We start from the raw sequence: 23,260 nt of genomic DNA, 5'->3' as shown, positions 1-23,260 counted from the left end.
TCAGCCGAGCTCGCCGGTCAGCCACGCCTCGATCAGGGCTCGCCCCAGCGACCCGGGCCCGGGCAGGCTGACCTCGCCCGCCTCGAGCTGAGCCCGCAGTTCCTCGCGGGTGAACCAGCGCGCCCACTGGATCTCGACGCCGTCGGGTGCGGGTTCGCCCGCCGCCCGGGCCCGGAAGCCGACCATCAGCGAGCGCGGGAAGGGCCAGGACTGGCTCCCCACATAAGTCACTGCGTCGACCTCCAGGGCGACCTCCTCCAGGATTTCGCGCCCACAGGTTTGCTCCAGGGATTCCCCCGCCTCGACGAATCCGGCCAGCACCGAAATCCTGCCTTCCGGCCAGGAGGTCTGATGGGCCAGCAGCAGGCGATCCTGCGGGTCGACCACGGCGACGATCACTGCCGGGTCCTGGCGCGGGAACATCAGGGCCTCGCAGTCGACGCATTCCCGTACGAAGCCGCCTCGGGCCAACCTGGTCTGTCCGCCACACCGTTCGCACGCCGGAGACCGGTCATGCCACGACAGAACCGCCAAGGCGGTGGTGACGATGTCATGCATGAGTGGGGAAAGGTGCACCTCACGGATGGTCGGTCCACCGGGCTCCCCACGCATCGCGAACCATTCGTGGGGCCCCGGATCAGCCGGTGGGGCATCGCCAGCCACCGAGGAGCCCAGGTGAACGTGGACGGCGGAGTCGAAGGGACCTTCGGCGCGCCGAACGTCGTGGCGTCCCTGCGCGTCGACGACCAGAAGTCGGGCGTTGGGGTCGAGGAACGCTGCCTCCAGCGTCCGGTGGTCGCGTCCCCCTTCCCCAGCGCGGTGCAGAGGGCTGTGCGGGGAGGTGGCCAAGGATGAACTCACGCCCACAACCTAGCCCCGTCGAGCCAGACGCGAGACCCACAGTCAAGCAGACGATCGCCTCCGGTCAGCCCAGCTGCAACTCGCTGATGGCTCCGAGCCCTCGACTGAGGTGGTCCTCCAGTTCCTCCCGGGTGGCCAAGCGGTGGGGCCGCTGCACCTGGCCGGAGGCGATGTGCACGAAGATGGCGTCCACGCGCCCGGGATCCACGCCGTGCGCCCTGGCCCAGGCCTCCCGGTAGATGGCCAGTTGGACGTCGTCGGCAGGGCGTTCGGAGGTCTTCCAGTCCACGAGCAGGACATCGTGGTCCGGCCCGGGGGCCGAGAAAGCCGCATCGATCTGTCCGCGGATGACCCTCCCTCCCAGCACGAGGGTGAAAGGGGTCTCAACGGCGATGGGGACCTGGTCGGCCCACTCGCTGGCCAGGAACGACTCCTTCAGCCGTTCGAAGCGCTCATCGGAGGTGATGGGCTCGACCTCTTCGACATCCACCAGGCTGTCGGTGAGCTGATGGAGACCGTAGTGGCGCTCCACCCAGGCGTGGAAGCGTGTGCCAAGGACGGCCGCCTCGGACACCGGCCGCGGCATCGGACGCACCAGCTGGCGGGCGAAGTCCTCGGGGTCACGGGCTGCCGCCACCAGCATGCTGGCCGACAGCGTCTCCGGCAGTGGCACCGCACGGAGCGCGCCGGACGCCTCCGCCTCGAGCAACTCCAGGGTCGCATCCCACGACGCGACGAGTTCGGACTCCGCCACCGACAGCCCGGCCGGGTCCTGCCACGACCCGTGGACCTCGCGGGCGTGCCTGGCCTTCTCCACCATGGCAGCCGTCTCCCGACGACGACGCAGGAGTTCGGGATCAGGTGGCGCGGGCCATTCCATGATCCGATCCCCGCCGTCGAGTGGATGCTGACCGTCCTCGGGGGGCAGGACCGAATCCACAGTGCCCTGACGGGTGGACTCCGCCTCGATCGCGACGAAGTAGTCCGAGGGCTTGCGCGGTCGGGACACCTTGGCCCGCCAGCGATGCGTAGTGGCCACCAGCAATTCGCGGGCCCTGGTCACGGCCACATAGGCGAGTCGGTCCTCGGCCATCCTCGCCTCGGATTTCAACTGGTCCGCATACTCCGCCATGCCCTTGTCATCGAGGGTGGACACCTGCGGGATCGAGTCGGCGTCCCCCCGCAACGGCGCCGGCAGGGCGCTCGGCTTGCGCATCCAGTTGTCGGTGACCCGGTCGCTGGGGAAGACCGTGTCGGCCAGGCCAGGCAGGAAGACGACCTCCCATTCCAGCCCCTTCGCGCGGTGGACCGTCAGCAGCTTGACCGAGTTGCGTTCGCTCGGGGTGGCCTGCTCCAGACCGGCGGCGTGGTCACGCTCGGCGTCAAGCCAGGCCAGCATCCCCGACAACGTCGCGTCGGCGTCCACGTCCACGAAGGCCGCCACGGCATCAGTGAAGGCCGCCAACTGGTCGGCCCCCGGCGTCCCCAGCAGGCCCGAGGCCAGCTCAATGTCCAGCCCCAGCAGGGATATCACTCGCCGCACCTGGTCGAGCACCGGCTCATCGCCATGTCGTCGCAACCGCGCCAACTCACGGGAAAAGCGCCCCAGCCGCTCACGGGCCTCGTCCGAATAGGCCAGGTCGCCGGGGTCGTCCACGGCGTCCAGGAGCGAGACGATGTCAGCGGTGTCAGTTTCGGCAACCGCAGACTCAAGGTCGGAGAACAGATCGCGTTCGACCTCCAGCGACCCCGTGTCCTGCCGGGTTCGAGCCAGATCGCGTGCCCTGCGTCCCAGCAGTGCCAGGTCCCGCTCCCCGATGCGCCATCGCGGACCGGTCAGCAGTCGCACCGTCGACGGGTTGGCCGTCACGTCATCGACCAGACGCAGGGTGTCCACCACATCGGCCACCTCGGGCAGGTCGAGCAGCCCACCCAGACCGACGATTTCGGTCGGCACATCGCGCTCGGTCAGGGCACGGAACATGTCCCCCATGTCCCGGTTGCGCCGCAGCAGGACCGCGCAGTCCTTCCACTCTGCCAGTCGCCCCTGCTCCTGCAGGTTGACGATGCGGTCAGCCACCCAGGAGACCTCGTCGGGCCAGGTGGCGAAGCCGGCGGTGCGCACTTCTCCCCCTGGTCGGTTCGCGGGCGCCACCAGCGGACGGGGCGTGCCCTCGCCGCTGTCGTCGTGACGCCGCAGCATCGGGTCGTGTCGCAGTGGGTCGGCCAGGGAGTTGGCCACGTCCAGGATCTTCTGCCCGCTCCGACGATTCACCGTGAGCTGGAACCTGGCCGCGGCCGAGTCCGGGCGGGGGAAGTCGGCGTGGAAGTGCAGGATGTTACTGGCGGCAGCCCCGCGCCACCCATAGATGGCCTGGAACGGGTCGCCCACCGCCGTGACCGGGTGCCCCTGCCCCGAGCCGGTGCTGAACAAGCCCTGCAGCAGCTTCGCCTGCGCCGAGCTGGTGTCCTGGTACTCGTCCAACAGAACCGCACGGAACTGCCGGCGAACCATCGGCGCGACGGCCGGGACTTCGGAGACGATCCGGGCAGCCAGAGCCATCTGGTCGGCGAACTCCACCAACCCACGGCTCCTCTTGAGCTCGGCATAGGCATCCACCAGGTCCAGCAGCTCCAACCGTTCCCCGATCGCCGCGATCGCATTGCGCACGGAGGCGTAGGTGTCCCCGCGGCGATTCGGTGCCGCCTGGCGTAGCTGGTCGAGGACCACAGCCGCATTGGCACGCACCTGGTCGGTGGTGACCAGATGGGAGGACAGCGCCGAGTCCAGGTCCAGCACGCGCGGCCCCAGACTCGCCGGCCGCAGCCGGGAGAGGTACTGGAAGGGGCCCGGGGCGTCCCGAACCACCTTGTCAGCCAGCCGGAAGCGGTCGGCACCGCTGATCATGACCGGATCGGTCTCTGCCCCGATGCGCTGCCCATGTTCGGCCAGCAGGCGCCCGGCGAAGGCGTCATAGGTCATGATCACCTCCTCGCCCTGCTCATCGGTCCCCTGCCGCAACACGCCCGCGGTGACCAGTGCAGTACGGACGCGGTGGGCCAGCTCCCCTGCCGCCTTGCGCGTAAAGGTCAGACCCAACACCTGGTCGGGACGCACCAGCCCGGTGCCCACCAGCCACACCACTCGAGCCGCCATCACGGTGGTCTTGCCCGACCCCGCTCCGGCGATGATCACGCCCGGTTCCAGTGGTGCGGTGATGGCAGCCAGTTGCTCCTCGCTGAACGGGATCCCCAGTGCCTCACTGACCTGCTCCGGACGCTCGAGGGTTCGCCCGGACATCATCTCCACGATGCTCACTGCAGGTCCTCTCAGCGTCCGGTGGTGGGTTCGGCGGCCTGCACGGGGCACCCGCTACGGAAGGCGCAGAAATCACAGCCCGGGTTCGACTGCGCATGGAAGCGTTCGGCACGCACGATGTGCGCGGCGTCGGCGAGCACGTCATGCATCCAGGTCGGTCCGACGCGCAACTCCTGGTCAGGCAGCGTCATGGTGGTGCTCAGCGAGGGTTGTGTGAAGCGGTCCGGGAACTCCGCCTTCGCCTCCCGCAGGTACAGCAACTCCGCGCCTCCCACTTCTCGCACGCCGGGGGCAACCTCGTCGAATCCCCCGCAGAGAATGGCCACTTGGTACAGCCCCAGCTGGGGGTCCGCGGCGGCCTTGGCCTTGGTGGGACGGCTGCGTCCAGTCTTGAAGTCGACCACGTGCAACCGCCCCTGGCTGTCCTGCTCCAACCGGTCCACCGACCCGCGCAGACGGATGTGTTCGTCATCAATGACGAGTTCCACGGTGAAGGGCACCTCGGTACCCAGCAGGGTGCGTCCATTCTGGTCCGCCCAGACCAGATAGCGTTCGAGGGCCAGCTCCGCCTGCACCTTCTCCGAGGCCGACATCCAGCTGGCATCGAAGCGCAGGAGGTCCCAGATCTGGTCCAGGTGACCGTGCAGCGCCTCCGCGTCAAGGTCCTCGGTGGCGGCATGCTCCACCAGCGTGTGGATCACAGAACCCACGCTGGAGGCAGTCGAGCGCCCAGCCTCCCCGCGGGCCTTTCGGGCCAGGAACCAGCGGCGCGGGCACTCGATGAGGCCAGCCAGTTCCGAGCCGTGCAGTTCCACCGGGGCGTCGGGTTCGACGACGGGCCCCGGGGCCCTGGTGAAGTCGTCCATCGCCCACCAGCCGGCGGGGTCGGCTCCCCGAGCAAGGGGACGCCCACGGCTGTCCTCCATTGCGGCCATCCGCGCCAGTCGCGTCGCTGCCGCACGGCGCAGCGCAGGTGAGGCAAGCGGGTCCGTGGCGGTGAGGCGCAACTGGGCCACCATCATGGGCAGGGTCACAGGGGCGGTGGGTCGGCCATGGCGCACCTCGGGCTCCACGCCCAACTCCGCCAGGAACCGGGAGCGCTGGTCCCCCTCCCCCTCGTGCCCCTGCGCGGCGGTCACCACCAGTCGTCTGGTGGCGCGGCTGCAGGCCAGCAGGAAGGAGCGCCGTTCAGCGTCGATCAGGTGGGAGAAGGGTTCTGGTTCGGCCAGCCCGTGCCGGGTCAACCGGTCGATCTCGAGGATGCTGCCGCGACGCCGCGTGGCCGGCCAGGTGCCTTCCTGCACCTGGGTGACCACCACCAGGGGCCAGCGCAGTCCCTTTGCTCGGTGGGCGGTGAGCAGCTGCACCCCCCGATTGCTGATGTCGGCCTCGCGGGCTGTGTCGGAGGGGATCTCGTGCCCTTCGATCTCCTCCAGCACCATGCGGATCGCACGCGCGCCGGTGATGCCGGTGTCTCGCCCTGCCAGGTCGAAGAGCGCTCGTACGGCGTCGATGTCACGGTTGGCGGCTGCCGCGGGTTCACCACCCCCCAGCGCCTCCTGCTGCAGGCGCGTCGCCCACGCCGAACCGCTCCACAGGCCCCAGAGCACTCGGGAGGCATCGGCCCCACCCGCCATCTCCCTGACCGCTTGCGACAGCCGCTGGGAGAGTTCGGTGGCGCGGCGTGCAGGTCCCCCCTCCACCGTTGCAGCCAGGGAGGGGTCGGCGAGCATTCGGGCGAACCATTCGGCGGAGCTGGCCGCCTCGCCGGGGTGCAGCAGTCTCAGCTGGCGACCCAGCCGCCTGGTCTCCAGGCTGTCCAAACCGCCCAGTGGGGAGCGCAACAGGGCCAGCGCATCGTCTGGCGACGCCTGGCCGCCACCGTCCAACGCGAGCACCACCTGCAGGGCCAACAGCAGGGGACGCACGGCGGCAGCCTCGCGCAGGGCCACGTCGTTGCCCGCCATCTGTACCGGCACCCCGGCCGAGGTCAACGCCCTCGCCAGGGCGAGCAGGCCCCCTCGATGGGAACGGGTGATGACCGCCATGTCCTGCCACGCAACGCCGTCCCGCAGATGCGCCAGGCGCAGGACTTCCACGACCTGGTCGATTTCGGCACCTGGGGAATCGAGCACCATCACCTCGACGCTCCCCTCCTCCGCACCCTGCGCCGGTTGCGGCAGCGGCACCTCGTCATTGCGGGGCAGCCTGGCCGCCACCTTCGCGCAGGCAGTGGTGATCGCGGACGCCCGCTGGTGGTCCTGGACCAGACTGATCCGCTCGGCCAGCGCCCCCGCGCCCGAGAAGACAGCTTCGAACTGCCGCAGCGGGAGCGCGGCGGCGCCGCGGAAGCCGAAGACCGACGTGGTGGGGTCGGCGAAGGCGATGATCCGGGCACCCGCCGTCACGAGGTCGGCCAACAGCTGCACCTGGCTCAGGTCCAGCTCGGTGAAATCATCAACCAGTACGAACGGGGTGCCTGCCACCACCCGGGCGGCAGCCTCCGGCTCGGTCATGACCAGCCGCGCGCGATGCACCAGCTCGGCGTAGTCCATGGAGGCGGTCGCGTCCACGACGTCCAGGTATTCCGCCATGAACTCGCCCAGGACACGCCACTCCTGGCGTCCGGAGGCGTCGGCCAGCACCTGGATGTCAGTGGGGTCAAGACCCAGCTGTCGCACCCGCGCGGTCGCGGCGCGCACCTCGCCGGCAAAGCTGCGCGTGGTGGCGGCATTGCGCACATCGACGGGCCATCCGGAGGTGTCGTGCCCGGCGAGCATCTCGCGGAGGCGAAACTCCTGCTCGGGGGCTGTCAGCAAAGACCACTCCCGGTCGTCGGCGCCCTGGTTCCCCCGCACCACGGCATGGGCGAAAGCATGCGCAGTCATCACTCGCGGTGCGACCTGCGCCCCGCCGATCCGCTGCATCACCCTGTTGCGCAACTTCTGGGCCAACGGCCTGGTCGGGGCCAGGACCAGCACCTCCGAGAGTTGCCGACCCGACCCCACAAGCTGGGCCACCACCTCGACCAGGGTCGCTGTCTTGCCGGTCCCGGGGCCGCCGACGACCAGCAGCGGCCCGGCAGCGTGGTCGCTGGAGCGGGCCAGGACGAGGCGCTGCCGGGGGCCGAGGGGGGCTGCGGAGGGCTGCAGATCGGTCACGTCCACCACTCAACCATCGACCTCTGACAGAAGTGCACATGGCTGACCCCGAAACGTGCGAGAGTGGAAACAGCTCGGGCAAGTCCGCTGACGCGGAGGGACGCAAGGTCACACCCGACGGGGGTTCGTGAGGTGCGTTCCCGCCAGATTTGCAACAAGGAGAAGTTCCATGGCACAGGGAACCGTCAAGTGGTTCAACGCCGAGAAGGGGTACGGCTTCATCGCCGTCGACGGGGGCGGACACGACGATGTCTTCGTCCACTACAGCGCGATCGAGACAAGCGGCTTCCGCTCTCTGGAGGAGGGCCAGAAGGTCGAGTTTGACATCGCCCAGGGCCCCAAGGGCCAGCAGGCGGAGAAGGTTCGTCCGCTCTGATCACGTCCGCTCGTGATTCTCGAGGGGGAGCTGCCCGGCAGCTCCCCCTCAGTGCGTCTCCACCCCTGACATCGCTTCACCAGACCCCGGGCTGGCACTACAGTCATCGCCATGAGCGAGGCCCCCGTCGTCACCGAGGTCGATGGGCATGTGCTGCAGCTGACCAATCTGGACAAGGTGCTCTTTCCTGATGGCACCACCAAGGCCGAACTGATCAGCTACCACCTGGCCATGGCAAAGACCTGGCTGCCTCACCTCAAGGACCGCTGCATCACCCGGCTACGTTTCCCGCACGGCACCGAGGACGACTCCTTCTACGAGAAGAATGCACCGCGTGGCACGCCCGAGTGGGTGCGCACCATCCCGGTGCTCGCCCAGGACTCGGTGATTGACTACGTGGCCGCCGAGGATGCCGCCACCCTGGTCTGGTTGGCCAACCTTGCCGCCATTGAGGTCCACACCCCGCAGTGGCGCTCGACCGACGCCCCCCAGGCCCGGCGTGAGCCCATCCACCTCGAGGGCGAGGATGCTGTCAGGGCGAGCACCGTGGTCGTGGACCTGGACCCGGGCCCAGGGGTCACCATGCACCAGATCTGCCAGGCCGCGATGATCACCGCGACCGAACTGGCCGGTCAGGGCCTGGTCCCCTTCGTGAAGACGAGCGGGTCCAAGGGCATCCAGCTGGTGGCCTCCATCGAGCCGACACCCTGGCGCACGGTCGTGCACGAGATGCAGGCCCTGGGCAAGCTGCTCGAGCGGCGCCACAAGGACGTCTTCACCACCACGATGGCCAAGCAGGCCCGCACCAACCTGATCTACTTCGATGCCCTGCAGAATCGCGGCGACCGCAACACCATCACCGTCTACTCCTGCCGGGGACGCGAACAGCCTCGCGTCTCGACGCCGGTCACGTGGGACGAGATCGCCGCCGTGGGGCCCGACGACACCCTCGTGTTCACCATCGACCAGGTCCCGGGCAGGGTGGCCGAGCTCGGCGACCTCTGGGCACCGCTGGTGGGTGATGAACTCGCCTCCCCATTGCCCCGGTGGGCCAGCGGCCCTACGGCATGATGGACTTGGGACAGCCCGTGCGCCCGCCCGCGGCGCAGTGATGAAGGACGCTGATGAACCACGACATGCAGGCTTCGCCCCACGACGAGGACGAGACGCGCAACCTCAACGCGATCCAGGAGCCCCTGCACGCCGATCAAGTACGCCGTGACTACGTCATGCAGGCATCACTCTGGGTGGCCGGCGGCACCGACATCGGACGTCGACACCACCTCAACCAGGACTCGATTGCCCTGTGGGCCGATCCCAGCCGGAGCCAGCGTGCGGTGATGGTGGTCAGCGACGGCGTCTCCTCCTCGCCCCACGCCGAACGCGCCTCCCAGACAGCAGCCAACACCGTGCGCGACCTGTTGGCATCCCGACTCGCACAGGGCAGCTTCGACCAGCAACACGCCCACGAGGTCTTCGACCAGGTCTTCGAGACCGCCAACCGAGCCGTCCTGGAGGATGGGCGTGACGGCCGGGCCGTCGGATCGTGCACCCTGGTGGCGGCCGTGATCGACGACTCCCGTGTCTCGATCGCCAACATCGGCGACACCCGCGCCTACTGGCTGCCCGACAATGCACCCGGCACCCAGCTCAGCATCGACGACTCGGTGGCCCAGGCCCAGATGGACCTTGGCATGTCGCGGGAGGAGGCCGAGACCAGCATCCACGCCCACGCCATCACCAAGTGGCTGGGGCCCGAAGCGGTCGACCTCGAGCCCCGCACCGTGGCTGTGACCCTGCAGAACCCGGGCTGGCTCATCGTCTGCAGCGATGGCTTGTGGAACTACTGCTCGGAGGCCACGTCCATGGCCACCCTGGTCGGTCAGCTGTGGCACCAGCTGGGCGCCCAGGGGCGCCAGAGTGCGGACGCTCTGGCCTCCGAGCTGCTCGCCTGGGCCAATGGCCAGGGCGGGCGCGACAACATCTCCGTCTGCCTGGCCCGTCTGGAACCGGAGACCCGTCACCATCCGCGTTGATTTTTTGCGCTACGCGCTAGCGTTGTGGCGTGGACATCAAGATCGGCATCCAGAACGTGGCCCGCGAGGTCACCCTCGAATCGAACCAGACCGCGGAGGAGGTCCTCGGCCTCGTCAACGCAGCCATCGCCGAGGGTGGGGCCCTTGACCTGGCTGATGACAAGGGTCGTCGGGTGATCGTCCCGGGCAACCAGATCGGCTACGTGGAGCTCGGTGCAGAGAACCAGCGCCGAGTGGGCTTCGGCGTCCTCTGAGCCCCTACTCCTCGCCTGGCGCCTCAGGGCTGTAGGCCCAGCTCCAGCATGCGCTGGGCGGCGCCCTCCACCAGGTCAGCGATGAGCTGAGTGGTTCCCGACAACTCGTCAAGGCTGCCCTCCTCGACATCGAGGAGGGCACCTGCCAGTTCGGGCTGGCGTGCGGCGATACGTTGGCACTGGGCGGTCGCCTCCGCGATCACCCGACGGCCGAACAGCCCCAGCCGCCACTGCTCCTGCTGGTCTCCGGCAAGGTCGAAGAGGACCTCGCGCAGCGGTTCGGCGAGGGGACGCGAGACCGCCTGCCCGGCGAGCTCCTTCGCGCCGGCCGGCCAGTGCTCGCCGGTGAGACGCATGAGGTCCTCCCCGGCCCCCACCATCAGCCAGGTCTTCAACACCGCTTCACCCCACGTTCTCGGGGCGACGTGCAGGCTGAACTCGGTGAACGCGCGCTGGATGGGCAGGACCCGGGCCTCCAGTTCCTCGGCATCGACATCGGCGTCCACGGCGTCGACCCAGGGGATCAGCACGAGGCTCCACCGGGCGACGTCCAGCCCGAGGCGCGCGGTGGGGGCAAGTCGCGCCATGTCGGAGATCGATTCATAGCAGGCCAACCAGGCTGCGGCGAGCAGCCCGGCAATTGCACGGTCCTCAACAGTTGCGCCAGTCACGGATGCAGGCTATCCGGTGCTCCCGCTCCAACGCGATACACTGGCCCCAGCACGCGCGCCGTTCCATTGCGCAGCGAGCTCGAACATTACCGAGGCGACCGCAAACAGGGTCAGGCCTCGGACGACCGAAGGCATGATTCTGACCACCTCCCATTCCACCACCGCGCCTGCCAATCTGGCTGAGCCCACCTTCGCCGACCTGGGCGTGCTGCCCGAGATCAGCGAGGCGCTGTCCTCGGCAGGCATCACCCACCCCTTCCCGATCCAGCAGATGGCCATTCCACTGGCCATCGACGGCGTGGACATGATCGGGCAGGCCCGCACCGGCACCGGCAAGACCCTCGCATTCGGCGTCTCCGTGCTGCAGCGCGTCTCTCCCCCGCAACTGCAGGGCGACGATTTCGAGGCCCCCGGCAAGCCCCAGGCGATCATCCTGTGCCCCACCCGTGAACTCGCCATGCAGGTCTCCCGCGACCTGAGCCTCGCCGGTTCGGTGCGCCATGTCCGCGTCCTCACCGTCTACGGTGGCGTCGCCTACGAGCCCCAACTGGACGCCCTCGAGAAGGGTGTGGACGTCGTGGTGGGGACGCCCGGCCGCGTCCTCGACCTGGTCAACCGCGGCAGCCTCGACCTGGCCCATATCCGCATCGCCGTGCTGGATGAGGCGGACGAGATGCTCGACCTGGGCTTCCTGCCCGATGTGGAGAAGCTGCTGGGACGCACACCGGCCAATCGCCAGACCCTGCTCTTCTCGGCCACGATGCCCTCAGCCATCGCCGCCCTGGCCCGCACGCACCTGACCCGCCCGGTGAACATTCGCGCCGAGGGCCACAACGCCCAGGCGACCGTCCCGGACACCACCCAATTCGTCTACCAGGCCCACGACCTGGACAAACCCGAGATCGTGGCCCGCATCCTGCAGGCGCGCGATGTCGACAAGGTGATGGTCTTCACCCGGACGAAGCGGGCCGCACAGCGTCTGGCCGACGATCTGGAGGATCGGGGCTTTGCTGCCGCCTCCATCCACGGCGACCTCAACCAGACCGCCCGCGAGAAGGCGCTCAAGAAGTTCCGCGAGGGGCGCATCACCGTTCTGGTGGCCACTGACGTCGCCGCCCGCGGCATCGACATCACCGGCGTGAGCCATGTGATCAACAATGAGTGCCCAGAGGACGACAAGACCTATGTCCACCGCATCGGGCGCACTGGTCGCGCCGGCAACAAGGGTGTGGCCATCACCCTGGTCGACTGGGCCGACGTCACTCGCTGGAAGGTGATCAACCGCTCCCTGGACCTCGGCTTCGAGGACCCGGTTGAGACCTATTCCACCAGCCCCCATCTCTACACCGACCTCGACATCCCCGAGGGCACCCGAGGACGCGTCGCCGAGCCTGCCCGGAAGGACCCCGACGTCGGTCGCGGAAGGCGCGATGGGGACGAGAAGAAGGATCGCCCGCGTCGCCAGCGCACCCGCCGCAAGCTCCATACCGGCGAGGTGACCACCACCGGGGATGCCGCTGCCGGCGCACACGCTGACTCCACGCCCGACGCCCCGGAGGCTGACGCGGGGGATGCGGCCGGCGAGGGTTCCGCGACGAAGCCCCGCCGACGTCGCCGCAGGCGTCCGGCTGCCAAGGCCTCGACCGAGGACTGAGCCACCAGCGCCACCCACGCCGAGCAACAACCCCGCCCACGCAGGGCGGGGTTGCTGCCTGTGGGGACCCAGCTGCGTTCAGTAGGCCATCTGCATGGCCTGGCGCACCTCCGCGAGGGTCTGCTCCGCGATCGCGGTGGCCTTCGCGTTGCCCTCCCGCAGCACAGAGCGCAGGTGGTCGGGGTCGGCGGCCAGTTCGGCGCGGCGGGCACGGATCGGCGCGAAGTGTTCATTGAGTGCCTCGGTGACCAACTTCTTGAGGCCGCCGCCGCCCGCATCACCCAGCTCGTCGGCGATCTGCTGCGGCTCGCCCCCGGTGGCCAGCGCCGCGAGCTGCACCAGGTTGCTGACCTCGGGACGGTTGACCGGGTCGAAGGTGATCTGGCGTTCGGAGTCGGTCTTGGCCCGCTTGATCAGCTTGGCGGTCTCGTCGGCGGTCATGCCGATCTCAATGGTGTTGCCACGCGACTTGGACATCTTGGTGCCGTCCAGGCCGAGGATGGCCGGTGCCGGGCTCATCAGCGCGTCCGGCTGGGGGAAGATCGGGTCGCCGGCCTGTCCTCGACCGTAGCGCTCGTCGAAGCGTCGCGCGATGACGCGGGCGACCTCGATGTGCGGCAACTGGTCCTTGCCCACCGGCACCAGGTTGGCCTTGCAGAACAGGATGTCAGCGGCCTGGTGGACCGGGAAGGTCAGCATGAGACCGGACATCGGGCGATGCGGATTGTTGGACAGCTCGTCCTTCACGGTCGGGTTGCGCTGCAGCTCGGGGACGGTGACCAGGCTGAGGAAGGGCAGCAGCAGCTGATTCAGCGCCGTCACCGAGGAGTGGGTGAAGATGGTGGACTGCTCCGGGTCGATACCGCACGCGAGATAGTCCGCCAGACCGGAGAGGACGTTCTCCTGCAGCTGGCCGACGCCGTCACGGTCGTAGATGACCTGGTAGTCGGCCACCACCAGCATCGTGTGGACGCCCAGGTTCTGGAAACGCACCCGGTTCGCGAGGGAACCGAAGTAGTGACCGATGTGCAACCGCCCGGTGGGGCGATCCCCGGTGAGGATGCGATAGCGACCGGGGTGGGTGGAGATGTCCTCTTCGATCTGGCGGCTACGGGCGAGCGATCGCTGGAGGGATGCATCCGAGATTTCCTCGGAGAGCTGCTCGTCGACGGTGATGGTCTGGTTCATGGTGTCCTCTTCCTGTGCTGCCTGCCGCCCACGCCACGCGGGGACGCAAAAGGGCCGCCTCCGCAGGTGGGGCGACCCTTGTGTGGGTGGGTGTGCCGGATTGGCTCGTCAGTGGTCGCCTGTGGGCGACCACCAGGAGCGAGTTCGTGTCAACACACCTCCACCCTACACCCGTGCCGTGGCGACCAGCTCGGTCAGGCCTTGCCGCCCCGGCGCTTGATACGAGCGACGAGCTCCCGGTAGGCGCTCTCGCGGGTCAGGCAGCAACCGAGGTCGTGTCCCACCTTGCCCAGACCGTGGTAGTCCGAGGAGCCGGTGCGGATCAGGCCCAACCGCTCACCGAGGGCGAACAGCTGCTCCCGGGTGAACTCGTCATGGTCGGGGTAGTCGACCTCGATCCCCTCCAGCCCGTGTGTGGTCGCCAGCTCGCTGATGTACTCCGCGGTCAGGGCGGCGGCATGACCCTTGCGCCAGGGGTGGGCAAGGACGGCCACGCCGCCGGCGCCGTGGATCAGTGTGATGGCGTGCTCGAGCGGCGTCGAATAGCGGGAGATGTAGCCCGGCTTGTCGTCGGCCAGCCACAGGTCGAAGGCCTCAGCGCGGGAACCGACGTACCCCCTGACCACCATCGCGTCCGCGATGTGCGGCCGACCGACCGACGGGGACACGCCGGACTGCTCCTTGATGTCCGCGACTGTCAGGGGCATGCCGAGTTCGGTGAGGCGGTCGGCGAAGCGCTGCAGGCGGTCGGCTCGGGCGGCACGGTTCGTGGCGAGCTCCTCGTTGAGCGCGCGATTCCTGCGGTCGCAGCCGTAGCCGAGCAGGTGCACCGAGTCGCCGTTGACATTGCAGCTCATCTCGACGCCGGTCAGCACGTGCAGACCAATGCGCTTGCCGGCCTCGATGGCCTGGGGGACGCCGTCGAAGGTGTCGTGGTCGGTCAGTGCGATGACGTCCAGGCCGAGGTCGTGGGCCTTGTGGACAAGGGCCGTCGGCGTGTCGGTGCCGTCCGAGACCGAGGAGTGGGTGTGGAGGTCGATGCGCATGGGGACATCATGCCCGATCACGCCCGGGCACAGGCACCCGGCCCAGCTCTTGACGGCCCGCTCTGAACGTGATTCTTCTCGCACCGGCGCACTGCGCGCCCGCGCCGGGAAGAATGGTGGACATGGAGATCAATTCCCGCCAGACCTACACCGCAAGCCCCGACCAGGTCTTCTCGATGATGACCGACCCGGCCTACCTCAACGCCCTGTGCGATCGATTCGGCGTCACCGAGCGCACCGTGACCGTGGAGGGCAACACCTCCACGGTGCGTATGGCCATGCCAGCACCTTCGCAGGTGCAGAAGTTCGTCGGCGCCTCGATGCCGATGACCCAGGTCATCACCTGGGGTGAGCCCGCCGCCGACGGCTCGCGCACCGGCACCCTCACCATGAATGTCGAGAAGATGCCCGTGGACGCCCGTGGCACCGCCACCCTGCGTTCCACCCCCTCGGGCACCACCGAGGTGACCTACCAGATGGACATGAACGTCAAGATCCCGCTGGTCGGCAAGAAGCTGGAGAAGGAGGCCGCGCCCATGGTGCAGAAGGTCTTCGACGCCCAGCAGTCGGTGGGCGAGCAGTACCTCTCCCAGCAGGGCTGAGCCTGCTGGGACCTGCCCTGGGCAACCCTTTCGGGTCAGTCCACCTCCACGAAGGCGTCCTCGTCGACCAGGTCGACCAGGGCGCCTTCTGGCGCTGTGGTGCAGACCACGAACTCCAGCGCCTCATCATCGTCCTCGCCGGCGAAACGTTCCTTGACGATCGCGACCTCGTGGCCGCGTCGGTCGAGTTCTTCGGCGAGGGCCTGGGCGGCGTCCTCCTCCTCAAGGTGTACCCGGGTCACCATCAGCTGGCTGCCTTCTTCCTGCTCGTCGCCTTCTTGGGCTTCGCCTCATCAGTCGTGGTACCGCCCGACTTCGCGGCTGCCTCCTCGCGCTTCTTCTTGGCCGCCTCGACGGACGCCTTCAGCGCGGCGACCAGGTCGACCACCTCGGCCGGCTTGCCGGTCTCCTCCTCGGACTCCTCCACCGCCACGCCGGTCAGCTTGGCCTCCACGACCTGCTCCAGGGCCTCACGGTAGGTGTCCTTGAACTGGCTGGGGTCGAACTCGGCCTCCAGCTCCTTGATGAAGGAGGTGGCCATCGTCACCTCGGCCTTGGTGGCGCTGATGTCATCGGGCGGAGCCGCGAAACCGACGTCGCGGATCTCATCGGGCCACAGCATGGTGTGCATCAGCAGCACGTCGCCGTGGCAGCGGATCAGCGCCAGGTTCTCCTTCTGGCGCAGCGCCACCTTGACCACGGCAGCCCGGCCGGTCGACTTCATGGCATCGCGCAGCAGCACATAGGGCTTGGCCCCCGGGCCCTCGGCCTCGAGCACATAGCTGCGGTCGAAGTAGGTGGGGTCGACCGACTGCAGGTCGACGAACTCGACCACCTCCACCGACTTCGTGGAGGGCAGCGGGAGGCTCTCGAAGTCCTCCTTCTCCAGAACCGCGACACGCCCGTCACCGGCTGTCCAGGCCTTGGCGATCTCGGCGAAGGGAACCTCCTGACCACACTTCTCGCAGACCCGCTTGTATTTGATGCGGCCACCGTCGGCGGCGTGGACCTGGTTGAAGCTGAGGTCCTTCTCTTCGGTCGCTCCGTACACCTTCACCGGGATGGTGATCAGCCCGAACGAGATCGCGCCCTTCCAGATGGAACGAGGAGGCATCAGCGGCTCCATTCGTCGATGTCATGCCATTGCAGGTCGCGCACCAGGAGTTCCTCGATCTCGGGCAGTTCCCAGGCCTCGTCGATCGACAGGCCCCCAGCAGCGCTGGCGGCCGCCTCGGCGTCCTCGTCGGGGTCGGTGAAGAAAGCCACCACCTGGCCGGGACGCAGACCCGTCACGGCGACTCCCCCATTCGCTGCCTCGGCGCCGGGAGCGATCTGGTCGGGTCCGACTTCGGCAGTGAGCACGAACCGCTCGCCGAACTGGGTGAGTCCCCACACCGAGGCAAGGACCAGGGCCGCGTGATCGGCCTCCTCATCCATGTCCTCGCTGTAGCCGAGAGCATCGTAAAGGGCCCGGTTGGCGGTGAAGGCCTGCACCGGACCGGACTCTGCGCGCGTCCACAACTCGCCGGGGGTCGCCCTACGGGCTGGGATGCACACCAGCACGCGTTGCGCCATGTGACTCCTCCTGTCCGGTGTGACTAGAGTCAACGCTACTAGGACGTTGACAATCGCACAGTAGCTTGGGAGTTGGGAACACATGGCCATCGCACGTCGTCGAGTCATCCTCACAGCAGGAGTCGCGGCACTGGGATCGGGCGCAGGGTTGCTGGGCGGATGCTCCAGAAGCTCCGAGCAGGCAGGTCCTGTGTCCATCGACGTGGTCATGAAGGACGGGAAGCTGACCCCCGGCGGGGACCGCGTCACCATCTCCAAGGGTTCGGAGGTGTCCGTCGCCGTGACCAGTGATGTCGACCTCCTGGTCCATGTACACGGCTACGACAAGGAACTCCACGCCGGACCCGGCAAGGATGCCAAGGTCACCTTCACCGCTGACATGGTCGGCAGCTTCGAGATCGAGGCGCACGACCCGGCCCGGATCATCGCCCTCCTGGTGGTGAAGTGAGGTGTTGGTGCCCCTGCACGGGGTGGGGAGCCGCCAGGACCTCCCCCTCCCGCTGGAGCTCGTCGCGCTCGGGGCCGGCCTCACGCTGGCCATCACGTTCATCCTCGTGCTCCGCTCGTGGGGCGACCCGAAGTGGTGTGAATTCAGGGGGCGCCCGCTCCCGGGGCTGACCCGCCTGGTCGACAACCCGATCCTGCAGTGGGTGCTGCGTCTGGTGGTGCTCGGCGTCTTCGCCGTCGCGATACTCGCCCTGGTCGCCGGAAAGGACAAGATCTCCAACCCCTTCCCGGGCTTCCTCTTCGTCTGGGTCTGGGTGGGGTTGGTTCCCGTCTCCCTGGTGGGCGGACACCTGTGGCGCACCCTCAATCCCGTGCGCACCCTGCTCCTCTGGCGTGGTGCACTGCGTCGGGAATCCCAGGAGCCACTACCCATGGGGCTCTATCCGGCAGCCCTGGGTCTGCTCGCCTTCACGTGGCTGGAGCTGGTCCAGCCCGATCGGGCGACCACCCAGGTGTTGAAGTGGTGGGCCCTGGCCTTTGCAGCGGCCATGCTGGCTGGTGCCCTGGTGGCGGGTCCCCGCTGGATCAGCTCCGCTGAACCCTTCGAGACCTTCGCCAGCACGATGGCGCGGATGAGCCCGTGGCAGCGACGCGAGGGCGTGTTGCACCTGGTCAATCCCCTGCGCCATGTCTCCAGCGCGGTACCCCGACGCGGTCTGTGGGCGGTGTGCTGCGTACTGCTCGGCTCGACAGCCTTCGATTCGTTGAGCAACGGCCCGTGGTGGATCCGTACCACCCAGTCCGCAGCGGTCCCCAGCTGGCTGACGGGAACCCTGGGCCTGGCCGCCTGTGTCGCGCTGGTGACCCTGACCTTCTGGTGGGGAGTCCGGGCAGTGGAGCATGCTGTCTCGCCCCGACAGCCCCTGATGGACTCGCTGGCACGCTCGATGGTCCCGATCGTGGCTGGCTATGCGCTGGCCCACTACGCCACCCTGCTGGTCCTTGAGGGGCAGCGGGTCGCCATCAACCTGTCCGACCCCCTGGTGCGTGGTGACAACTGGTTCGGCACGGCCGAGATGGGCGTCAACGGAGCCATCTTCGACTACACCACTGTCGTCGCGTGGGGCCAGGTCCTGCTCATCGTGGGGGCCCATGTCGTGGGAGTGCTCTCCGCCCATGACATCGCAGTGCGGTACCTCCCCCGCGAGAGGTGGCGCAGCGCCCAGCTCCCACTCCTCGCGGTGATGGTGCTCTACACCTGCGGTGGGCTCTTCCTGCTGTTCGCCTGAGGCAACGATTGGGGGGTTTTCCACAGATTGCGGGGCACCCCTTGGCCCGCAGCTTGCGGTGGTCAAGGCTTGGCCCCATGACCCAGACCAGAGCCGTTGAGACCCCCACCGTGCAGGTGAGTGAACCGCAGCCGCGCGACCCCGTCGCCGCCCACTTCGTCCAGCTCCTGCTCGACTTTCTCAGTGGACGCCGGGATCTCACCGTGCTGAAGGCCTTCTGCGGCGAACCCCTGTGCGCGCAACTCACCTACTGGCGGCGGACGCAGCCGGCAGGCGTCCCCCGACTGGTCGGGCTTCGAGGCGTTCGCACCTCACCGAGAATGCTGGAGGCGTCCTTCAGCCTGGCCTGGCCCGGCAGGCAGGAGACCTTCACCCTGCGGCTGGAACAGAAGGGGGCCAGGTGGAGCTGTGTCCACCTGGCCTCCCTACGACCGCTACCGGCGCGGGTTCCGCCGTTCCGCACCAGCCAGCGCGTGGGAACGACCTGAGCCGCACACGGGGTCAGTCCCTGCCGTGACAGGCCTTGTACTTCTTGCCCGACCCGCAGGGGCACTGCTGGTTGCGTCCGGTCCCGGCGAAGGCCTTCTCCACGCGACCCTCCGCAGCGTCGTCGGCGGCGGCAGCAGCCTTCCTCGCGGGTGCCGGAGCAGCCTTCTTCGCGGGTGCCGGAGCAGCCTTCTTCGCGGGTGCCGGAGCAGCCTTCTTCGCGGGTGCCGGAGCAGCCTTCTTCGCTGCCGGAACGGCCTTGGCGGGGGCGGCCTTCCGCACGGGCGCATTGCGGCGACGCCCACGTCCACGCGCGGGGGCCGGCTTCTCCTCCTCCTCGGCGGTGGAGGTGGCCTCGCCGGTCTCGTCCGGAGCGGTGTAGGTCAGGTCACGGGCTCGACGCCCGCCCAGCCCCTTGGCCAGGGGAGCATGCTCCAGGACCTCGGGCTCCTCAGCCTCCTCGGAGGCTTCCTCCGCCTCGTCACCGTCCCCGGTGGCAGCCCCGGGAAGGATGGGGGCGGCATCCAGAAGGCTCACTTCGGGGACCTCGGACTTGACCTCGAGGTTGAACAGGTAGCCGACGACCTCCTCCATGAAGGCCTCCATCATGGCGTTGAACATCAGGCCACCCTCGCGCTGGTACTCCACCAGGGGGTCGCGCTGGGCCATCGCGCGCAGGCCGATGCCCTCGCGCAGGTAGTCCATCTCATAGAGGTGCTCACGCCACTTGCGGTCGAGCACGGTCAGCAGCACCTGGCGTTCGAGTTCGCGCATGGTGGACTCCCCCAGCTGCTCCTCGCGCTTGTCGTAGGCCTCCTGGGCGTCAGCGATGAACTCCTCGACCAGGGCGTCCTGTTCGGTGATGGAATCCAGGTCGTCGATGTCGAGACCGACCGGGTACAAGGTGCGTAGGTCGGTGACGAGCTGCTCCAGGTCCCAGTCGTCGTGGAAGCCCTGGGTGCGGTCGCGCACGGTGTCCTCGACGACGCGGCTGACGGTGTCGCGCAGCTGTTCTTCCACGTCGGCACCATCCAGCACCTGGCGGCGGTCACCGTAGATCGCGTGTCGCTGGCGGTTCATCACGTCGTCGTACTTGAGGACGTTCTTGCGCATCTCGAAGTTCTGCGACTCGACCTGCTTCTGGGCGTTCTCGATGGAGCGGGAGATCCAACGGTGCTCGATGGGTTGGTGCTCGGGGACCTTGAGGGTCACCATCGCCCGCTCGATCACCTCGGGCTGGAACAGGCGCATCAGGTCGTCCTGCAGCGACAGGTAGAAACGCGACTCGCCGGGGTCGCCCTGGCGTCCCGAACGACCACGCAGCTGGTTGTCGATACGACGCGACTCATGGCGCTCGGAACCGACCACATAGAGACCGCCGAGGTCAACGACCTCCTCGTGCTCGGCCTCGGTCTGCTCCTCAAGTTCCTTCAGGACCTCGTCCCAGGCCTCCTCGTACTCCTCCGGGGTCTCGACCGGGTCCAGGCCCTTCTCGCGCAGCACGAGGTCAGCCATGAACTCGGCATTGCCGCCCAGGATGATGTCGGTACCACGGCCGGCCATGTTGGTGGCCACCGTCACCGCACCCTTGCGCCCGGCCATGGCCACGATCGCCGCCTCGGACTCGTGGTGCTTGGCGTTGAGGACCTTGTGGGGAACCTTCTGCTCCTTGAGCAGGGCGGAGATCTTCTCCGACTTGGCCACCGAAGCGGTACCGATCAGGATCGGCTGCCCCTCTTCGTGACGCTCGACGACGTCCTCAATGATGGCGTTGTACTTGGCACTCTCGGTGCGGAAGATCAGGTCCTTCTGGTCCTCGCGGATCATCGGCTTGTTCGTCGGGATCGGCACCACGCCGAGGCCGTAGATCTTCTGGAACTCGGCCTCCTCGGTCTTGGCCGTACCGGTCATGCCCGAGAGCTTGTCGTACATGCGGAAGAAGTTCTGCAGGGTGATGGTGGCCAGGGTCTGGTACTCATCCTTGATCTCCACACCCTCCTTCGCCTCCAGCGCCTGATGCAGGCCCTCGTTGTAGCGACGACCGGCCAGGGTGCGTCCGGTGTGCTCGTCGACGATCAGGACCTCACCATCGATGACGACGTAGTCCTTGTCCAGCTTGAACAGTTCCTTGGCCTTGATGGCGTTGTTCAGGTAGCCGATCAGCGGGGTGTTGGCCGATTCGTAGAGGTTGTCAATGCCCAGGCGGTCCTCGACGGCCGCGATACCGGGCGCCAGCACTGACACGGTGCGCTTCTTCTCGTCCACTTCGTAGTCTCGATCGCGGCGCAGGCGTGAGACCAAACGGGCGAACTCGGGGTACCACTGGTGGTTGTCCTCGGCCGGTCCGGAGATGATCAGCGGAGTACGGGCCTCGTCCACCAGGATCGAGTCGACCTCGTCGACGATGGCGAAGTGGTGTCCGCGCTGCACCAGCTCGTCGGGCGAGAGGGCCATGTTGTCGCGCAGGTAGTCGAAACCGAACTCGTTGTTCGTCCCGTAGGTGATGTCGGAGTTGTAGGCCTGTCGGCGCTCCGCGGGGGTCATGGAGGTCAGGATGACGCCGGTGTCCATGCCCAGGAAGTGGTGGATTCGGCCCATCTGCTCCGACTGGTAGCGCGCCAGGTAGTCGTTGACGGTGACGACGTGGACGCCCTTGCCCTCCAGCGCGTTCAGGTAGGAGGGCAGCGTGGCGACCAGGGTCTTGCCCTCGCCTGTCTTCATCTCGGCGATGTTGCCCAGGTGCAGCGCTGCACCCCCCATGAGCTGGACGTCGAAGTGGCGCTTGCCGAGCACGCGGACAGACGCCTCGCGCACCGTCGCGAAGGCCTCGGGCAGCAACTCGTCGAGCGATTCACCGTTCTCCAGTCGCTGCTTGAAGTCAGCAGTCTGGCCACGGAGCTCGTCGTCATCCATCTGCTCGAAGTCTTCTTCGATGGAGTTGACCTGGTCGGCAATCCTGCTGAGCTTCTTCAGCAGTTTCTTGTCGCCGGTGTTGAGCAGGCGGTCGATAAAGCTCACGCTTCCATCCTTCGTCGTCGGGTGACCCGCCCCATCCTAGTGGCTCGTGAGTGTCGCCCGGGAAAGCTCCTCGGCCAGGTCGCCGTGGGGCTCGACCTGGACCTCCGGGCAGCCGGTCCACCGACCGAGTTCGGCCAGTTCCTCGGCCAGCTCCCCCGCGACCTGCCCGACCGGCACACTGCGGCCCGGCTCGAGCCAGCTGGCCTTCACCACCAGGACGCCCCGAGTGCGATCTGCCTTGAGGTCCACGCGGGCAACGAACTGGTCGCCCAGCAGGAACGCGTAGACGTAGTAGCCGAACTGCCGCTTCGCCTCCGGCACGTAGATCTCGATGCGGTAGAAGAAGTCGAACAGCTCGTGCAGTCGCGTCCGCTCGAACACCAGCGAGTCGAAGGGGCTGATCAGGGCACGGGCCTGCACTCGTCGCGGTACCTGGGCCTCGTGCCACAACCACACGGGACGTCGCCAGCCCTCGACCTCGGCCGGGACCAGCTCGCCCCTCGCCTCCAGTTCACGCACGGCCTGCACGGTCGAGGCCTTCGAGAGCCGGAAGTAGTCTGCCAGGCCGCCGATGCTCGCGACCCCGAGGGCGCTGGCAGCTCGTCTGGTCAGCTGGAGGATCGCCTCCTCACGCTCGAGGGCCGGCTGTTGGAAGACCGCTGCTGGAATGACCCGTTCGGGAATGTCATAGAGCCTCTCGAAGGAGGCAGTGCGCCCCGCAGAGGTGACCCGGCCGCTCGAGAAGTGCTGCTCGAGGGCAACCTTGACCGAGGACCAATTCCATCCCCAACGGTCGCGACGCCGGACCTCCTCGAACTCGATCTCACGAGCGGTCAGTGGTCCACGGCGCGCAACCTCCGCCAGCACCTGGTCGCCGAGTTCGGGGTGGCGTTCACGCAGGGCGTCCCAGCTTCGCCACGGGGCAACGGCATTGGCCTCCATTCGCCACTGGACCGCCGGCCAGAGCGTCATGTCCAGCAGGCTGGCGGCATGGCCCCAGTACTCGAACATGCGGCGAGGTCCTCGCTCGAAGGATCGGTCGAGCAGGGTCCGGTCGTAGGGGCCCAGACGGGAGTAGAGGGGCAGGTAGTGTGCTCGCTCCACGACATTGATGGAGTCGATCTGGAATTGTCCCAACCGGGTGATGACCTGCTGCACCTGCCGCATCGTGACCGGGCCTTCGGGGCGGGGTCGAGCAAAGCCCTGGGCGGCCAACGCGATGAGCCGAGCCTGGTGGAGGCTCAACCGGCGCGGGGGCAGGGGAACGCGGTGGTGGG

Annotated in this window: 20 protein-coding genes; 9 read left to right on the top strand and 11 right to left on the bottom strand. The window is 67.9% G+C overall.

The features are described 5' to 3' along the window. The 3 genes from nudC to M3G03_RS07535 all read right to left on the bottom strand — a co-directional run bounded on the left by nudC (window position 1) and on the right by M3G03_RS07535 (window position 7,341). Window positions 1–861, bottom strand: coding sequence for an NAD(+) diphosphatase (nudC, locus tag M3G03_RS07545; RefSeq protein WP_259809076.1), 861 nt, complete (start codon window positions 859–861; stop codon window positions 1–3). 64 nt (window positions 862–925) lie between these two features. Then, window positions 926–4,180 carry an ATP-dependent DNA helicase gene (locus tag M3G03_RS07540; protein WP_259809075.1) on the bottom strand — a complete coding sequence of 1,085 codons (3,255 nt, stop codon included), beginning with the start codon at window positions 4,178–4,180 and terminating at the stop codon, window positions 926–928. Between the two features lie 11 nt (window positions 4,181–4,191). Next, complete coding sequence (locus M3G03_RS07535; RefSeq protein WP_259809074.1) at window positions 4,192–7,341, bottom strand: ATP-dependent DNA helicase; 3,150 nt, start codon at window positions 7,339–7,341, stop codon at window positions 4,192–4,194. A gap of 169 nt (window positions 7,342–7,510) precedes the next feature. On the opposite strand from M3G03_RS07535, the gene M3G03_RS07530 reads away from it, so the two are divergent. From M3G03_RS07530 to M3G03_RS07515, 4 genes are all read left to right on the top strand, one after another. Continuing rightward, window positions 7,511–7,717 carry a cold-shock protein gene (locus M3G03_RS07530; protein ID WP_259809073.1) on the top strand — a complete coding sequence of 69 codons (207 nt, stop codon included), beginning with the start codon at window positions 7,511–7,513 and terminating at the stop codon, window positions 7,715–7,717. A gap of 111 nt (window positions 7,718–7,828) precedes the next feature. Further along, window positions 7,829–8,788, top strand: coding sequence for a non-homologous end-joining DNA ligase (gene ligD / locus M3G03_RS07525; RefSeq protein ID WP_259809072.1), 960 nt, complete (start codon window positions 7,829–7,831; stop codon window positions 8,786–8,788). 53 nt (window positions 8,789–8,841) lie between these two features. Beyond that, window positions 8,842–9,753, top strand: a complete 912-nt coding sequence (locus M3G03_RS07520; RefSeq protein WP_259809071.1) for a PP2C family serine/threonine-protein phosphatase — start codon at window positions 8,842–8,844, stop codon at window positions 9,751–9,753. Between the two features lie 29 nt (window positions 9,754–9,782). Beyond that, window positions 9,783–10,007: a DUF3107 domain-containing protein gene (locus M3G03_RS07515; protein ID WP_259809070.1), complete on the top strand. Its 225-nt coding sequence runs from the start codon at window positions 9,783–9,785 to the stop codon at window positions 10,005–10,007. Between the two features lie 23 nt (window positions 10,008–10,030). Here M3G03_RS07515 and M3G03_RS07510 read toward each other — a convergent pair whose 3' ends face one another. Further along, window positions 10,031–10,678, bottom strand: coding sequence for a ferritin-like domain-containing protein (locus M3G03_RS07510; RefSeq protein WP_259809069.1), 648 nt, complete (start codon window positions 10,676–10,678; stop codon window positions 10,031–10,033). 133 nt (window positions 10,679–10,811) lie between these two features. Between M3G03_RS07510 and M3G03_RS07505 the strand changes: the two genes are divergently transcribed. Next, the gene (locus M3G03_RS07505; protein WP_311197511.1) at window positions 10,812–12,332 is read left to right on the top strand and encodes a DEAD/DEAH box helicase; all 1,521 of its coding nucleotides are present in this window, start codon (window positions 10,812–10,814) and stop codon (window positions 12,330–12,332) included. Between the two features lie 78 nt (window positions 12,333–12,410). Here M3G03_RS07505 and trpS read toward each other — a convergent pair whose 3' ends face one another. Together trpS and M3G03_RS07495 are read right to left on the bottom strand one after the other, a co-directional pair. Continuing rightward, window positions 12,411–13,520, bottom strand: coding sequence for a tryptophan--tRNA ligase (gene trpS, locus M3G03_RS07500; RefSeq protein WP_259809067.1), 1,110 nt, complete (start codon window positions 13,518–13,520; stop codon window positions 12,411–12,413). 194 nt (window positions 13,521–13,714) lie between these two features. After that, window positions 13,715–14,566, bottom strand: a complete 852-nt coding sequence (locus tag M3G03_RS07495) for a PHP domain-containing protein (RefSeq protein ID WP_259809066.1) — start codon at window positions 14,564–14,566, stop codon at window positions 13,715–13,717. A 122-nt stretch (window positions 14,567–14,688) separates the two neighbouring features. Here M3G03_RS07495 and M3G03_RS07490 point away from each other — a divergent pair, with 122 nt between their 5' ends. Next, the gene (locus M3G03_RS07490) at window positions 14,689–15,168 is read left to right on the top strand and encodes a DUF2505 domain-containing protein (protein ID WP_259809065.1); all 480 of its coding nucleotides are present in this window, start codon (window positions 14,689–14,691) and stop codon (window positions 15,166–15,168) included. A 35-nt stretch (window positions 15,169–15,203) separates the two neighbouring features. Here the strand turns inward: M3G03_RS07490 and M3G03_RS07485 are convergent, their stop codons facing one another. The 3 genes from M3G03_RS07485 to M3G03_RS07475 are packed head-to-tail and all read right to left on the bottom strand — an operon-like array spanning window position 15,204 to window position 16,743. Further along, window positions 15,204–15,413 carry a hypothetical protein gene (locus M3G03_RS07485; RefSeq protein ID WP_259809064.1) on the bottom strand — a complete coding sequence of 70 codons (210 nt, stop codon included), beginning with the start codon at window positions 15,411–15,413 and terminating at the stop codon, window positions 15,204–15,206. Next, a complete protein-coding gene (locus M3G03_RS07480) occupies window positions 15,413–16,282 on the bottom strand; it encodes a Ku protein (protein WP_259809063.1) in 870 nt (289 codons plus the stop codon). The genes M3G03_RS07485 and M3G03_RS07480 overlap by 1 nt, the downstream gene beginning before the upstream one ends. Further along, window positions 16,282–16,743, bottom strand: coding sequence for a DUF6912 family protein (locus tag M3G03_RS07475; RefSeq protein ID WP_259809062.1), 462 nt, complete (start codon window positions 16,741–16,743; stop codon window positions 16,282–16,284). Before M3G03_RS07475 ends, M3G03_RS07480 begins: the two co-directional genes overlap by 1 nt. Window positions 16,744–16,933: 190 nt before the next feature. On the opposite strand from M3G03_RS07475, the gene M3G03_RS07470 reads away from it, so the two are divergent. From M3G03_RS07470 to M3G03_RS07460, 3 genes are all read left to right on the top strand, one after another. Continuing rightward, window positions 16,934–17,191 carry a hypothetical protein gene (locus M3G03_RS07470; RefSeq protein WP_259809061.1) on the top strand — a complete coding sequence of 86 codons (258 nt, stop codon included), beginning with the start codon at window positions 16,934–16,936 and terminating at the stop codon, window positions 17,189–17,191. A 1-nt stretch (window position 17,192) separates the two neighbouring features. After that, window positions 17,193–18,479, top strand: a complete 1,287-nt coding sequence (locus M3G03_RS07465; protein ID WP_259809060.1) for a hypothetical protein — start codon at window positions 17,193–17,195, stop codon at window positions 18,477–18,479. A 77-nt stretch (window positions 18,480–18,556) separates the two neighbouring features. Then, window positions 18,557–18,967 (top strand): Rv3235 family protein, encoded by a 411-nt coding sequence (locus M3G03_RS07460; protein ID WP_259809059.1) that lies wholly within the window; start codon window positions 18,557–18,559, stop codon window positions 18,965–18,967. Window positions 18,968–18,980: 13 nt separating this feature from the next. On the opposite strand, the gene secA is transcribed toward M3G03_RS07460, so the two are convergent. Beyond that, window positions 18,981–21,974, bottom strand: coding sequence for a preprotein translocase subunit SecA (secA, locus tag M3G03_RS07455; protein ID WP_259809200.1), 2,994 nt, complete (start codon window positions 21,972–21,974; stop codon window positions 18,981–18,983). A gap of 45 nt (window positions 21,975–22,019) precedes the next feature. After that, window positions 22,020–23,260, bottom strand: a 1,241-nt coding sequence (locus tag M3G03_RS07450) for a DNA glycosylase AlkZ-like family protein (protein WP_311197510.1), incomplete at its 5' end; no start/stop codon positions are given.

Source organism: Aestuariimicrobium sp. p3-SID1156, assembly GCF_025144225.1.
In the GTDB taxonomy this organism is placed as follows: Bacteria; Actinomycetota; Actinomycetes; order Propionibacteriales; family Propionibacteriaceae; genus Aestuariimicrobium.
The sequence above is the reverse complement of the archived record's forward strand: the minus strand, read 5'-3'. Positions and strand labels throughout refer to the sequence as shown.

Coding starts and splice junctions, on each gene's coding strand:
- M3G03_RS07530 (WP_259809073.1), top strand. CDS start 7,511: ATGGCACAGGGAACCGTCAAGTGGTTCAACGCCGAGAAGGGGTACGGC.
- ligD (WP_259809072.1), top strand. CDS start 7,829: ATGAGCGAGGCCCCCGTCGTCACCGAGGTCGATGGGCATGTGCTGCAG.
- M3G03_RS07520 (WP_259809071.1), top strand. CDS start 8,842: ATGAACCACGACATGCAGGCTTCGCCCCACGACGAGGACGAGACGCGC.
- M3G03_RS07505 (WP_311197511.1), top strand. CDS start 10,812: ATGATTCTGACCACCTCCCATTCCACCACCGCGCCTGCCAATCTGGCT.
- trpS (WP_259809067.1), bottom strand. CDS start 13,520: ATGAACCAGACCATCACCGTCGACGAGCAGCTCTCCGAGGAAATCTCG.
- M3G03_RS07495 (WP_259809066.1), bottom strand. CDS start 14,566: ATGCGCATCGACCTCCACACCCACTCCTCGGTCTCGGACGGCACCGAC.
- M3G03_RS07490 (WP_259809065.1), top strand. CDS start 14,689: ATGGAGATCAATTCCCGCCAGACCTACACCGCAAGCCCCGACCAGGTC.
- M3G03_RS07485 (WP_259809064.1), bottom strand. CDS start 15,413: ATGGTGACCCGGGTACACCTTGAGGAGGAGGACGCCGCCCAGGCCCTC.
- M3G03_RS07480 (WP_259809063.1), bottom strand. CDS start 16,282: ATGCCTCCTCGTTCCATCTGGAAGGGCGCGATCTCGTTCGGGCTGATC.
- M3G03_RS07475 (WP_259809062.1), bottom strand. CDS start 16,743: ATGGCGCAACGCGTGCTGGTGTGCATCCCAGCCCGTAGGGCGACCCCC.
- M3G03_RS07460 (WP_259809059.1), top strand. CDS start 18,557: ATGACCCAGACCAGAGCCGTTGAGACCCCCACCGTGCAGGTGAGTGAA.